14 protein-coding genes are annotated in these 14,110 nt (G+C 39.1%); 11 read left to right on the forward strand and 3 right to left on the reverse strand.

All coding sequences use genetic code 11. The annotated features are described in order from the left end of the window. Positions 1-199: 199 nt before the first annotated feature. The 5 genes from QT16_RS10710 to QT16_RS10730 all read left to right on the forward strand — a co-directional run bounded on the left by QT16_RS10710 (position 200) and on the right by QT16_RS10730 (position 7,039). Positions 200-874 (forward strand): HAD family hydrolase, encoded by a 675-nt coding sequence (locus QT16_RS10710; protein ID WP_004334681.1) that lies wholly within the window; start codon positions 200-202, stop codon positions 872-874. A gap of 210 nt (positions 875-1,084) precedes the next feature. Further along, a complete protein-coding gene (locus QT16_RS10715) occupies positions 1,085-2,806 on the forward strand; it encodes a purine-cytosine permease family protein (protein ID WP_004334683.1) in 1,722 nt (573 codons plus the stop codon). 60 nt (positions 2,807-2,866) lie between these two features. Continuing rightward, on the forward strand, positions 2,867-4,390 hold the full coding sequence (locus QT16_RS10720) for a mannitol dehydrogenase family protein (RefSeq protein ID WP_039488382.1): 1,524 nt from the start codon (positions 2,867-2,869) through the stop codon (positions 4,388-4,390). Positions 4,391-4,392: 2 nt separating this feature from the next. Then, on the forward strand, positions 4,393-5,310 hold the full coding sequence (locus tag QT16_RS10725; protein ID WP_007584308.1) for a carbohydrate kinase family protein: 918 nt from the start codon (positions 4,393-4,395) through the stop codon (positions 5,308-5,310). A gap of 259 nt (positions 5,311-5,569) precedes the next feature. Beyond that, positions 5,570-7,039 carry a carbon starvation CstA family protein gene (locus QT16_RS10730; RefSeq protein ID WP_004334688.1) on the forward strand — a complete coding sequence of 490 codons (1,470 nt, stop codon included), beginning with the start codon at positions 5,570-5,572 and terminating at the stop codon, positions 7,037-7,039. Positions 7,040-7,123: 84 nt separating this feature from the next. Here QT16_RS10730 and QT16_RS10735 read toward each other — a convergent pair whose 3' ends face one another. Next, positions 7,124-7,642: a TetR/AcrR family transcriptional regulator gene (locus QT16_RS10735; RefSeq protein WP_002960086.1), complete on the reverse strand. Its 519-nt coding sequence runs from the start codon at positions 7,640-7,642 to the stop codon at positions 7,124-7,126. 390 nt (positions 7,643-8,032) lie between these two features. On the opposite strand from QT16_RS10735, the gene QT16_RS10740 reads away from it, so the two are divergent. The 3 genes from QT16_RS10740 (at position 8,033) to QT16_RS10750 (ending at position 9,874) form a co-directional block, all read left to right on the forward strand. Continuing rightward, positions 8,033-8,653, forward strand: a complete 621-nt coding sequence (locus tag QT16_RS10740) for a glutathione S-transferase family protein (RefSeq protein WP_039488383.1) — start codon at positions 8,033-8,035, stop codon at positions 8,651-8,653. Between the two features lie 49 nt (positions 8,654-8,702). After that, the gene (locus QT16_RS10745; RefSeq protein ID WP_039488385.1) at positions 8,703-9,395 is read left to right on the forward strand and encodes a cupin domain-containing protein; all 693 of its coding nucleotides are present in this window, start codon (positions 8,703-8,705) and stop codon (positions 9,393-9,395) included. A 98-nt stretch (positions 9,396-9,493) separates the two neighbouring features. Next, positions 9,494-9,874, forward strand: a complete 381-nt coding sequence (locus QT16_RS10750) for a SpoIIAA family protein (protein WP_002960091.1) — start codon at positions 9,494-9,496, stop codon at positions 9,872-9,874. A 95-nt stretch (positions 9,875-9,969) separates the two neighbouring features. On the opposite strand, the gene QT16_RS10755 is transcribed toward QT16_RS10750, so the two are convergent. Continuing rightward, complete coding sequence (locus QT16_RS10755; protein ID WP_039488386.1) at positions 9,970-10,857, reverse strand: LysR family transcriptional regulator; 888 nt, start codon at positions 10,855-10,857, stop codon at positions 9,970-9,972. A gap of 119 nt (positions 10,858-10,976) precedes the next feature. Between QT16_RS10755 and QT16_RS10760 the strand changes: the two genes are divergently transcribed. The 3 genes from QT16_RS10760 to QT16_RS10770 all read left to right on the forward strand — a co-directional run bounded on the left by QT16_RS10760 (position 10,977) and on the right by QT16_RS10770 (position 13,018). Further along, positions 10,977-11,855, forward strand: a complete 879-nt coding sequence (locus QT16_RS10760) for an MBL fold metallo-hydrolase (protein WP_039488387.1) — start codon at positions 10,977-10,979, stop codon at positions 11,853-11,855. Positions 11,856-11,895: 40 nt separating this feature from the next. Continuing rightward, positions 11,896-12,546 carry a DsbA family protein gene (locus QT16_RS10765; protein WP_039488388.1) on the forward strand — a complete coding sequence of 217 codons (651 nt, stop codon included), beginning with the start codon at positions 11,896-11,898 and terminating at the stop codon, positions 12,544-12,546. An 82-nt stretch (positions 12,547-12,628) separates the two neighbouring features. Next, positions 12,629-13,018, forward strand: a complete 390-nt coding sequence (locus QT16_RS10770; RefSeq protein ID WP_039488510.1) for a nuclear transport factor 2 family protein — start codon at positions 12,629-12,631, stop codon at positions 13,016-13,018. A gap of 45 nt (positions 13,019-13,063) precedes the next feature. On the opposite strand, the gene QT16_RS10775 is transcribed toward QT16_RS10770, so the two are convergent. Further along, positions 13,064-14,011: a carbohydrate kinase family protein gene (locus tag QT16_RS10775; protein WP_039488389.1), complete on the reverse strand. Its 948-nt coding sequence runs from the start codon at positions 14,009-14,011 to the stop codon at positions 13,064-13,066. Positions 14,012-14,110 lie beyond the last annotated feature (99 nt).

Genomic DNA, 14,110 nt, shown 5'->3' on the forward strand with positions numbered 1-14,110 from the left:
TTTATCTGGCGGTATTTTCACCAAGCTGGTGCGTTTTATACTTACAGTGTGTTGACATATTCGCACAATAAAGGGAATATGCTCAACCAGTGAGCTTATGCTCATTGCTGAGTTGCACTAAAAAGTTGCACAATATTAATCGCGCTTAACTCGTTATACTTAAATTAGCTAAACCAAACAGTGTTAATAAGGTGACAAGATGAATACTAATATTGAGCTAGTGATATTTGATTGTGATGGCGTTGTTATTGATAGCGAAATTTTAAGCGCACAAGTACTCATTAATATGCTTGTTGAAAAAGGCGTTGAGATTGACCGCGCTTATGTACAGCAACACTTTTTAGGCTGCAACTTTAAAACAGTAAGCCAAAAAATAGCGGATGCATTTAATGTCACTCTTCCTGAAAGCTTTGAAGGTGACTACCGCGAGGCACTATTAAACGAATTTGAAACCGGACTAACCACGACTGATGGTATAGAAGACGTACTTAACAATTTAGCTGTGCCTATTTGTATAGCTACTAGCAGTAGCCCAGCACGCACCGCAAAAGCGTTGAGCGTAGTGAGTTTAAGTAAGTACTTTAGCGATACGGTTTTTACCAGCAGCGAAGTTAAGCGTGGTAAACCGGCGCCTGATTTATTTTTACATGCAGCTAAGCAAATGGGTGTAAAGCCAGAGCATTGCTTAGTAATTGAAGACAGTAAAGCCGGCGTAAATGCAGGAATTGACGCCAATATGCAAGTACTGCATTACAGCGGTGGGCAACATATGCAAGGCTCTGTTAATCATGTACACAGTGCTTACCCAAATGTTGATCATTTAACGCATTGGCAAGATTTTTTTAGTGCATACCCTGAACTTAAAAAGCAGTAAACACGCAGCTTTTTAAATACACAAAGTTTTAAACGCGATTTGCTCGCCTTACTCACTGACAGGCAAGCAAACGCAAAATATAAATGTAGATGGTTTTGCTTTACTAAAAATAAAACAAAACGTGGCAAAACATCATGCGTTTATAAACCAAATTATAAAAGGCAAAGTATTTAGGTATTAAATATTTTGCTGTTAACAATAGGAAATACCATGGCAACGAGTCCACACACACAAACATTTAAAGATGTAAACGAAGAGCAACTTCCTGTTGCTAATAATAAGCTTCACGGCTGGAAGCATTTTGCAGGGCTATATGCCGGCGAACATGTTGCGGCTACTGAATTTGTTATTGGTGCAACGTTTGTTGCATTAGGCGCTTCAACCATCGACATTCTACTGGGTTTATTAATAGGTAACCTGTTAGCAATGTGTTCTTGGTGGCTGATTACTGCACCCATTGCAGTAGAAACCCGCTTAAGTTTATATAACTACTTAAACAAAATTGCTGGTAACTCAATGACCAAGCTCTATAACTGGGCTAACGTGGTTATTTTTAGTGTTATATCGGCCGCGATGATCACGGTATCCTCCACCGCCGTGCGGTTTTTGTTTGATATACCTGCGCAACTTGATTGGTATCCAAATAGCTTTTGGTTTGTAGCCATTGTTTTAGCTGTTGGCTCTATTGTTGTATTTGTTGCGATGTATGGCTTTTCTACGGTTGCTGACTTTTCAAAGCTGTGTGCGCCGTGGCTATTTGTTATATTTATTGCAGGCTCGTTCGCGTTATTCCCTGAGCTTTCAAATCACGTACTAGGTTCTACCTCTTTAACTAGCTTTAGCGACTTTATGACCATAGGCGACTCCTCCATATGGACGGGCACCAATGCCGATGGTGAAAAGGGCATTGGCCTATTAGAAGTGATTGGCTTTGCATGGGCTGCTAACTCAATTACTCACTTTGGTTTAATCGACATGGCTATTTTTAGATTTGCTAAACGCAAAAGCTATGGTTTGTTTTCTGGTGTGGGCATGTTTTTTGGCCATTACTTAGCGTGGATCTCTGCCGGTATTATGGGCGCAGGTGTTGCGGTATTACTTAAAACAACTATTTCATCACTTGATCCGGGCGATGTTGCATACCATGCATTAGGTTGGACTGGTTTTGTTATTGTAATTATTGCCGGTTGGACTACAGCTAACGCAAACCTTTACCGTGCAGGCCTTGCAGCACAATCTATATTTGTTAATCAATCACGTGAACGCACAACCGCTATTGTAGGTGTTGTAACCGTAATTATTGCGTGTTTCCCGTTTGTATTTTCTCAAATGCTTCCGCTACTTACATACGCAGGCTTATTAGTTGTACCAGTAGGCGGCATTGTGTTTGCTGAGCATGTGTTATTTCCTAAAATTGGCCTAACACGTTACTGGGCTAAATATAAAAATATTACCCGCAGCGTACCGGCTATAGCATCTTGGGCGTTAGCACTTGTGTTTGGCTTTGGCTTAAACGCAATTGATGTAATGTCGTTTTACTACTTGTTTATTCCTACATGGATTTTCACCATTGTTGTTTACACGCTTTTAGCTAAAAAATACGGCGCTGGTGACGATTACACACAAGAAATTGCAGCAGAAAAGCAAGAGCAACGTGATATCAAAGAATATCAAGCAGCTGAGGCTAAAGACATTCCAAAGCCAGTAATTGACAGCTCTGTATTTACCAAAGTACTTAACGCGGTTTCTACTGTTTCATTGGTTATTATTTTTATATTTGCCAGCCAAGTGATGTTTTTCAGTGAAACTATGAGTATGTACAGCGCTAATAAATCGCAATTCGAAATAGCCTGTTTTATTTGTACAGTTATTTATTTTGTTACTGCGTACTGGTCGTTAAAGCGCCATAAAGTACTCAATACAGCATCGTAATTACTTATCGTAATACAGTATCGTAATTTATATTTTATCTTTGTTTAGTAAGGTCACACCATGACACAATACCAACACACTGACGCTCTAGTTACAGGGCTAAACCAACAGAGCTTGGCTCAATTACCAAGCCATGTTGATACACCAACCTACGACCGTAGCGCAGTTAAAGCCGGTATTGTACATATTGGTGTGGGCGGTTTTCATCGTGCTCACCAAGCAGTGTATGTTAACGAGCTTTTAAAAACTCCGGGCTCTGAGCAATGGGGTATATGTGGTGTTGGTCTTTTAGAGGGTAACCGTGGTCTGCGTGATATTTTAAAGCAGCAAGATTACCTTTACACGCTTACTGTTAGACACCCAGACGGTACAATAGATAACAAAGTAATTGGCTCAATGATCGACTTTTTGTTTGCTCCAGAGGACAAACAAGCGGTAATTAATAAGCTAGCGCACAGCGATACTAAAATTGTGTCGCTTACTATTACTGAAGGCGGTTACAACTTTAACCCTGCAACGGGCGAGTTTGATTACAGTAATCCAGATATTATTAACGACATTAATAACCCGAACGACCCAATTACAGCGTTTGGCTACATTACTGCTGCGTTAAAATTGCGTAAAGAGCAAGGCCTAGGCGCGTTTACAGTTCAGTCGTGCGATAACATTCAGCACAACGGTAACGTAACACGCAAAATGCTTTTAGCCTTTGCTACAGAACAAGACAAAGACCTAAGCGAGTGGATTGAGCAAAACGTATCGTTTCCAAATGCGATGGTTGACCGTATTACACCGGTATCTAAAAAGAGTGATATTGATTACGTGGTTGATGCATATGGTGTTAGCGACGAGTGGCCAATTACCTGTGAGTCGTTTACACAATGGGTAATAGAGGACACATTTAGTGACTCTCGTCCAAATTGGGATGTTGTTGGTGCACAGTTTGTTACTGATGTAACGCCTTATGAAACCATGAAAATACGTTTACTTAATGCAGGGCATTCTGTGCTTGGTTTATTAGGTTCAATCCATGGCTATGGCACTATTGACGAAACGGTATCGGATGAATTATTTGCCACATACCTACGTGCTTTTATGGATAAAGAAGTAACCCCAAATCTTGAACCACTTGAAGGCATTGACCTTGAAAGTTACAAAGATACGTTAATAGAGCGATTTGCTAATCCTAATATTAAAGACAGCCTAGCGCGTATCTGTAGTGAAAGCTCAGCTAAACTGCCTAAGTTTTTAATTGCCACAATTAACGAAAACCTAGTACAAGGTCGAGATGTATCACTGGCAACGCTTGTTATTGCTACTTGGTGTTTATACAGCGATAAAGGTTTAACTGAAAACGGCGAGCAACTTGAAATTCAAGATGCTATGCACAAAGAGCTTAATTCTTACGCGCAAGAGACTCAAACTAGCCCGATTGCATTTTTAAAGTTAACGAGCTTGTTTGGTAAGCTTGAGCATAACGAAACGTTTACTGCTGAATATAAAAAGTCGATTGCTGCGTTGTATGCACCTAATAGTAAAATTAAAGCCATTATGCAGGCTGTACTTGATCAAAAGAGTAACTAATTATGAGCATTTTAATTAATCATAAATCAGGCGAAAACGTAAGTGTTAGCTGTTTTGGCGAAGTGCTGTGGGATTGTTTTGATTCAGGTAAACGCTTAGGTGGCGCGCCACTTAACATGTGTGTACGTATTAACTCACTAGGCATTAAAGCCGACATGATCAGCGCTGTTGGTAACGACGAGTTAGGCGCTGAGTTACTAGGCGAAATTACTAGCAAAGGCGTAAGCTGCGAATACATTGCTATTAATAGTGACAAAAAAACTAGCACGGTTGAGGTAACGCTCGACAGTGGGGGCTCTGCAAGTTATGAAATAGTGGCAGACACTGCGTGGGATAATATAGCGCTTACCGATGAGTTGCTTAGTAAAGTTAAAAGTAGCGATGTATTTGTATTTGGCAGCCTAATTGGGCGAAGCGAAGCGTCTTTAGCTACGTTAAATCAACTAGTTGATGTAGCAAACTTTAAAGTATTTGACGTAAATCTACGTGCACCGCATTACAAGCTAGAAACACTTGTAGATTTAATGAATAAAGCAGACTTTATTAAGTTAAACGATGAAGAGCTATACGAAATTGCAAAAGCGATGGGTTGTAAGTTTCATTCGCTTGAACAAAATTTAGCGTTTATAGCACAGCAAACAAATACCGATTACTTATGTGTAACCAAAGGCAGCCACGGTGCTTTATTAACAATCAAAGGCGAAAATTTTTATAATTCAGGTTATTTAATTAGCGTAATTGACACTGTTGGCGCAGGGGATTCGTTTTTAGGTTCGTTAATTTATCAACTTTGTAGCAACGACGACGCGCAATATGCCGTTGACTTTGCATGTGCCGTTGGAGCAATGGTCGCCGAAAGTTCTGGTGCAACACCTACTTTAACGCATCAACAAATTAGTGAGTTTATGAACCCACTTTAAAAAAACATTGTGTGTGAAAGCGGTTATACGTAAAAGTTTAACCGCTTTTTTTGTGCCTAAAATAAGACATAGGCGATAAGTGAGTGTTAAGTGCGCAGGTTGCGTAAATAGTGGCTTATATCGATTATTGTATTAGCTAAACGTCTTATTGTTTGAGGGTTAAAGCTTTGTTATCGTTCGTCGATTATTCACGGATTGAAAAGGCGGGGCGACACACAATGCGCTCTATAACTAAAATACAAAAAGAGAAACGTGCTTTATGATCATCTTTTTTATCTGCCTCACTATTTTAATACTGGGCTATAAGTTTTACAGCCCATTTGTTGAAAAACAAGCCGGTTTGGATTCAACTGCTGACACACCACAAAAACGCTTTAGCGAAGGTGTTGATTACGTAGCTATTCACCCTGTACGAGCATTTTTAATTCAGTTTTTAAACATTGCTGGCGTAGGTCCAATATTTGGCCCAATTTTAGGTGCTTTATACGGACCCGTTGCACTAGTATGGATTGTACTTGGTAATGTTTTAGGTGGCGCTGTACACGACTTCTTCTCAGGTGTAATGAGTATAAAAGAAGACGGTAAAAGCCTACCAGAAATCGCAGGCCATTATTACAACGTCGTATTTAAAGGCTTTATGCTTGTATTTACTGCCATGCTACTGTTTTTTGTAGGTGTAGTATTTATTATGAGCCCTGCAGGTTTGCTAAGTAACCTTGATTTTTTTGAAGGTACAATACTGGCAAACAACACCTTTTGGGTACTTGCCATTTTAGCGTATTACTTTTTAGCTACCTTGCTACCAATTGATAAAATTATCACTAAGTTTTACCCAATTTTTGGTGCGCTAATGATTGTAATGACAGTGGCAATTGCTATTTCATTACTTATTAATGCGCCGCACTTACCTGTACCAAGTGACTTTTTAGCTTACTTTGAAGCTGATCACGCACATGACTTTTTAGAGCCAAATCCAGATGGATTACCAACATGGCCATTGTTATTTATAACAATTACCTGTGGTGCTATTAGTGGTTTTCACTCTACTCAAGCGCCAATTATTGCGCGCTGTTTAACTAACGAAAAATACGTACGTCCAGTTTACTACGGCGCTATGATGTGTGAAGGTATTGTAGGTTGTGTATGGGCACTTGCTGGTATTGCAGCGTTCCCAGATGGTTACGCTGGCTTAAAAGCATTGCTTGATCAAGGTGGTCCAGGTTTAGTTGTTAACCATGTAGCTAACAGTTACTTAGGTGTATTTGGCGGTATAATGGCAATTATTGCAGTAGCCGTTTTCCCAATTACTTCTGGTGATACAGCGTTCCGCTCATTACGTTTAACAGTTGTTGATGCGTTTAATATTCCACAAAGTTTACGTAATCGCTTATTAGTGGCGGTGCCTATACTTGCTATAGCGTACTTTATGACTAAGCTCGATTTCTCATTAATTTGGCGCTACTTTGCATTTTCAAACATGCTGCTTTCTACAAGCGTATTATGGCTTGCTACTAAGTACTTGTTTGACCGTGGTACATTCCATTGGATTGCCAGTGTTCCTGCTGTTATAGCAACAGCGGTAACGGTTTCTTATATTGGCACTGCAGCAATTGGTCTTAACTTATCAAGCGATTTAGGTAAACCTATTGGCGCTGTAGTAACAGTGATTGGCTTAATTGTTTTAGCGATTGTGCACTCTAAGCATAAAGTTAAACCAACAGCGGTTTAATAATCACATAAGTTATTTCAAGCATTAAAAAAGCGAGCTATTGATTATCAATAGCTCGCTTTTTTTGTGTACTAAATTTAGGTATTACTGAGTTGCAAGTTCAAAGTAGCTATTATCGTCGAGCGTTTTGCTTATCATCATAGCGCCCTCAAGCAGGCTCACTGTTTGAATAGCTGCTTGAGCGGGGTTAGGCTCACCATTAGCTAAGTGTGCAGCGCTAAGCCATGTTAGGTTTTGATTAAAAAAGCGCTTTACTTCAAGGCGTACTTTATCTGGAAGGCTATCGCTTTCGGCTCCTAGCAAACCACATAAACACATTTTTTTATCGGTTACTAATGCACGTCTAAAAAGCTGTGTGTACACATCAATAGGATTTTTACCGTTTGCTTTAAGCTCGCTTGGCTCGCCTAACGCTGCTAAAAAAGAATCAGTGTATTGATGAGCAAGCTCTGCACCTAAATCGGCCTTAGTCGGAAAGTGATAGTGCACACTGGCGCTTTTAATGCCGACTTCACAGGCGAGCTCTCTAAAACTAAAATTACTGTACCCGCCAAGTCGCACCTTGTTTTCAGCTGCTTTTAATAACGCTTCTTTTTTACTCATTTTTAATATTTCCTATCTACAGTAATACCAGTTTTATTAAAAACATGATCATTGTATCGCATTAAATAATTCACTAACTGCGTTAAAAATTATTCATACAGAATAACTAGATGTCATGATTTTCGCCTTGTTATTGCGCTATTTTCCTAGCGCAATAATGGATCACTTATTTAATGCAAATGGCACAGCAAAATTATCGACCAGTAGGTAGTTATTTACAAGCGTTTTTACTATTAAGCAACTCCATAATTTTATTATGAATTAAGTTAAATCCCATAAATCAGAAAAATTTAAACGTTGACTTAAATTTAGTTTAATATTATAAATTACCTATCGGTAGGTAGGTTGCTGCCATTAACTCACTTTTAAACAATAAAGATAGAGATTGCTATGAAAATTTATGATGTAGAAAACTTTCCAAATCCACTTCGTGTTCGTATCGCTTTAGCTGAAAAAAATGCCACTTCAAATGTTGAGTTTGTACCTGTTGATTTATTAAATGGTGAACACAGAACAAAAGCCTTTTTAGCTAAAAACCCCTTAGCAGGTGTACCCGTATTAGAGCTAGATGACGGCACGTTTATATCAGAAAGTACCGCTATTACTGAGTATATTGATACCGCATTTGAAGGCCCATCTTTAATGGGTGAAACCGCAAAAGAGCGTGCAGTAATTAACATGATGCAAAAGCGTGCAGAATCTATGGTGCTTGACGCTGTGGCAACTTACTTTCATCATGCAACTGATGGCTTAGGTCCTGAGCTTGAAACATATCAAAATGTGGCTTGGGGTGAAAAACAAGGCGAAAAAGCGCGCCAAGGGTTTAGCTATTTTAATGATGTACTAGCGCAATCGGCGTTTGTTGCTGGTGAGCAGTTTAGTATTGCTGATATTACATTGTATGCTGGGCTGGTATTTGCTGGATTTGCACAAATAGCAATCCCGAATGAGCTTACCCATTTAGTTGCATGGCAAGAAAAAGTAGCAAAACGCCCAAGTGTTGCGGCTTAATTAGGTTATTAGTTTAAAATTTAAGTGAAGTTACGCTTAGGAGCCAAATATGAAAATTGCTGCCGATTTTAGTAAACGAGTTGTGGTACATAGTGAATCGCTCCCGTGGGTTGCATCGCCAATGGCGGGTGTTGATAGACGAGCGCTCGATAGAGTGGGCGACGAAGTTGCTCGCGCAACGACCATTGTTCGTTATGCACCTGGCAGTGAGTTTTCGCCGCATGTACATACAGGCGGTGAAGAGTTTGTTGTGCTTGAAGGGGTATTTCAAGATGAACATGGTGACTTTGCGGCAGGTTCTTATATCCGTAATCCACCGCAATCAAAGCATAAACCGGGGTCTGAAAATGGCTGCGTTATATTTGTAAAGTTATGGCAGTTTCAACCAGATGATCGAACGCACGTGCGTTTGCAAACAAACTTGATGCAAAGTACGGTGCATCCTAGTTTCAAAAATGTTGCCGTAACCCCTTTATACAAAGACGACTTTGAAGAGGTAAGCTTGTTGCACTTTAAGCCCAACGTCTGCATGGTTATAAGCGCAAAAGGTGGAGCTGAGCTGCTAGTACTTGAAGGCTCATTTGATGAGCAAGCCGATACCCTTGTAAAAAACAGTTGGTTAAGAGTGCCTATTAATAGCTCCGTTAACGTTAAAGCGGGAAGTAATGGTGCAAAAATATGGCTTAAAACGGGTCATTTAACTGATGTAGAAAACCAGATATCTCGCGTACAAAATGCGTGATTGAGTCGTTTATTTGAGACTATTTATTGATTTAGTTCAGGACTAATTAATTTTAGAAGGTGTACTTTTACCACTCAGCCTATTTAAGGAGAGCAGTAATGGTACACACAACACATGGTTTATCTATTGGTCTTGAACGTGCAGGAAGAGAGTTTTTTTTAAAACTTAAAGCCGTTGGTACGCTTACTCACGACGACTACAAAATAATTACCCCAATGATAAACTCAGCTCTTGGCGAAGTTAAGCACCCAGTTGTGAATGCATTAATAGACGGTAGTGAACTTGAAGGTTGGGAACTACGCGCAGCGTGGGATGACTTAAAATTAGGTGTTAAACACTCTAAAGAATTTAAAAAAGTAGCTATTTACGGTAATAAAGAGTGGCAAGCTCGCATGGCCAAAATAGGTAACTGGTTTATTTCGGGTGAGGTTCAATACTTTGAAAATGCTACCGCAGCCATAGATTGGTTAGACGAATAATAAATCCCTTCTTTCAAAAAATAGCGCTTACAAAGCGCTATTTCAACTCTTAAATAAAGGACTTATAGCGAACGTTTAATAGTTTTCGCTTATTGTTAAGTATCAATTTTATCAAAATACGTTACTAAGCTGTCAATAAATGAACGAAGTGCAAGCGACTGATGTTTCCTAGAGCGGTAAATACCATATATGCTCAAAGTTTGTGGTTTAAGGTGTGGTAGTAAATGTATTAACTTTCCATTATTTATATATTTCTGCGCAGTAAACTTAGGTTGTAGAGTTATTCCTTGATTATTAAGAGCAGCTTTTAACAGTAAGCTCGAATCATTAGCACTGAAGTTACCAGCAATCGCTACAGATACGGGTTTTTCAGGGTGTGAAAAATGCCACATACTTTTTTCAAACCGTGAATAGTTTAAACAGTTATGGCGACTCAAGTCATCCGTAGTTATAGGCTTAGAGTTTTTTTCTAAATATTCTGGGCTTGCACATAATACTGAATGGCATTTCCCAAGTGGGCGAGCAATTATATTAGGATCTAAGTCATTGGTAATTCTAATTGCTAAATCTATTCGCTCTTCTACCAAATTTGTAACGTGATTACTAATTTGTACATCAATACTGACTTCGGGATGAGCGTGTAAGAATTGTTGCAACATATCTGGTAGTACATCATGTGCTAAAAAAGGCGAGCACGACAACCTAATTTGCCCGTTTAATCTGTTATTACTTTCTATCGGCGCACTAATGTTTTGGGCGATGGCAATGAGCTCTCGGCTGTGATTAAGTACTTTTTCACCCTCTGATGTGAGTGTTATTTTTCTTGTTGACCGATGGAGTAGTTGGGTATTTGCCCACTTTTCCATTTGATTCAAATACCGTGTAACGATAGATCTAGACATATCTAAAGCACGGGCAGCACCGGCTAGACTTTTCTGCTCTACAATTTTTATAAATACATCAGCTGCAATAATTCTATCCATTCACTTTGCCTATATGTTCGATTTATGCAACAGATAGTTGCATTCTGCCTAGTTTTTCATTCTTAAATTGCAACATACAATAGCCTCATCTTAACGAAATAACAAACAGGCTACTGAGAATGAAAAAAGTTAAACACGTATTAGCAGCAACAGCTTTATTAGCAAGCACATTAATGCAACCGGTATTAGCGCAAAGTGAATTAGTTGTTGATGTATATAACCCACAAGACAAAAGTATTTTTGCTGTTTCATCAAGCATTATAAGTGGTAATAACGAAGTGTTATTAGTGGATGCCCAATTTCAGCGTAATGATGCACAAGCATTGGTTAAAAAAATAAAAGCGAGCGGTAAAACATTAACAGCTGTTTATATTAGTCACAGCGACCCTGATTTTTACTTTGGTTTAGATGTAATTAAAGCTGCTTTTCCAAAAGCAAAGTTATTAGCGACTAAATCAACAGTAGAGAATATTAAACGCTCAATGCAAGGAAAGTTAAATTATTGGGGGCCTATTTTAAAGAGCAATGCACCTAAAGAACTTATTTTGCCAGAAGTAATGCTATCAAATAGCCTAACTATAGATGGGAAAGAAATTATTATTAAAAATTTACAGCATGATCCAAAGCATACTTACCTTTGGATCCCTTCTATAAAAACAGTGCTGGGTGGGGTTGTAGTATTTGATCAAATGCATGTGTGGTTAGCCGATTCGAGCACTGCTGCAGAGCGTCAAACTTGGCAGTCAACATTAGATAACATTGAGAATTTAAAACCTCAGATTGTTATTCCAGGTCACTTTTTACAGGGCAGTAAACAAGACCTTTCTGGTGTGTCATTCATGAAAGGGTACTTAAATAAAGCGGATAGCGCTGCAAAAAGTTCAAAAAACTCAGCTGAATTTGTAGAGAGTATGACTCAAGCTTACCCTGATTTAGGTGCAAGAAGCATTTTAGAGTTGGGCTCAAAAGTGGTTATGGGTGAGATGCAATGGCACTAAGTGCCCTTGCGTTAAGCAATTATTTAGATAGGAAATATTAATGAAAAACGTAACGTTACATATAATTGTTGACCCTTTATGTGGTTGGACTTACGGCAGCGTGCCCTTGATCACCGCTGCTGAAAATATTGATGGTTTAATTGTAAAAGTACACAGTGGAGGCATGCTAACAGGTGATAATGTAAAATTAGTGACTTCTGCATGGCGTGAATTTGCACTTAAAAACGACAGTGTCATAGCGAAGAAAACCGGTCAGGTATTTGGTAGTAACTATACTGATGGGCTTTTAAAAACCAACGATATTATACTCAACTCGGCTCCGGCTATTACCGCTATATTAGCAGCGCAAGAGCTTGGTATATCAGGTGGGAAAATGCTTAATAGTATTCAACATGCTTATTATGCTCAGGGTAAAAACATTATGCAGCTGCATGTACTGACTGATATTGCATTGGAGCTGGGTTTAAACAAGGCCTTATTTGAAACCCACTTTAATGCGCTAGAAGGCGATGCAACAGATCAACATATAGCACAAAGCCGCGGCTTATTGCACGATATTCATGGGCAAGGTTTTCCTAGTGCTGCATTTGAATTTGACACAGGTAAGTGGCAAAAAGCCGATATAGCCCATTATTATGGAAAAACTGAGCAGTGGGTTACCTACTTACAGCAATCAGTTGCGCTAGTATAGTGTGATGAAATTTCTAAATAATAAAGCTGTTTATATTACAGCTTTATTGAGCTTCCTTTTTATAGTGCAAGGGTGTGCAAAAATGAGCAACATAGACATAATTAAAAGTACGTATGAAGGCAAAACATCACAAGAGAATGGGCAAAATTTAGTTGCTCATGCAAGTGATACTATTACTTGGAAAGAGGCTGACGGTTTTGCTTATGCTGGTACATACCATGGTATGAATGATATTACTGAACATGTTTTTCAAAAGCTTGTAAGCGAGTGGTATAACTACACGTTTACGCCACAAAACTACTTATCCCAAGATAATACTGTTGTAGTGTATGGCACGTACTCTGGTACTTATATTAAAACGGGTAAAAAAATGCAAGCTAGGGTCGCGCATATTTGGCAGCTTAAAAATCAAAAAATAACGCACTTTGAACAAATAGTGGATAGTAAAATGGTGTTTGATGCTATGCAGTAACTACGCGTTGCTGCATATATTTGAACTTAAAAAACATTAGGTCTATTAAAGTACATCAGCCAACACAGGTAATGCCGGAAATGCCCCTTTAGCTAAACACGCTTTAGAGCCACATTTAAGAGCAAAGTGCAGGGCGCCTTTTACGCTCGCTTTATCATTTAGTTTATCTGCTAGTGGTAAATCACTTCCTAAGTTATTTAAGTAGTATAAAACCCCCGCTATAAATGCATCACCTGCGCTTGTTGTATCTACGGCGTTTATTTTTGGTGCCGATTCGTTAAGTGTAAATGCGCTGTGGTAAACCGTGGCAGGCTCTGGTCCATCGGTTAAAAACACCAGTTTTACTCCGGTATTTAATAGCATTTGAATGTAATCATCGCTCGTTGTATCGCTATGCTGAGCTAAAAAATTAAGTTCGTCACGCGAGAGTTTTACTATGTCACAATAGGTGTAACAGGCTTTTACATTGCTTGCTATATCGTTTGTGTTTTCCCACAAGCTGTAGCGTAAATTTACATCAAAACTGACGAGCTTATTATTCGCTTTTGCAAGTTCTAGCGCTTTAACCGTTGTGTTGGCAATTGCTGATTCGGTTAATGTGTTTGAACAAAAGTGTAGTGTGCTTATTTCTTGCCAATTTATATGCGCTAAATGCGCCTGGGTTAATAGTACATCGGCTGTATTATGGCGATAAAAGCCAAAACTACGCTCGCCGGTTTCATCAAGGCTTACTATAACCATGGCGGTTTGTGAGCCTGCAATGGTAAATAAATAGTCTGTATTTACATTGTATTGCGCTAATGCATTACTTAATTGATTGGCAAAATGATCGTCCCCTTTACCACCACAAAATGCAGCTTCTGCGCCGAGTTTTGCGTAGCCAACAGCTACATTGGCAGGCGCGCCACCAGGTATAGGTAAATAGGCTGAGTTATTAGCATCTTGTGGCAGCATATCAATTAATAGCTCGCCTAAGCACAGGAGTTTAGTCATTTGGAATATCCTAAAAAGCCTAGCAAGGCTAGGCTAAAAAACGTGAAGGGTGTTATTTATTCATACTTTAAAAGGCGCTACAGTGACTACTCACCGCAG

This window comes from Pseudoalteromonas distincta (assembly GCF_000814675.1).
GTDB lineage: Bacteria > Pseudomonadota > Gammaproteobacteria > Enterobacterales > Alteromonadaceae > Pseudoalteromonas > Pseudoalteromonas distincta.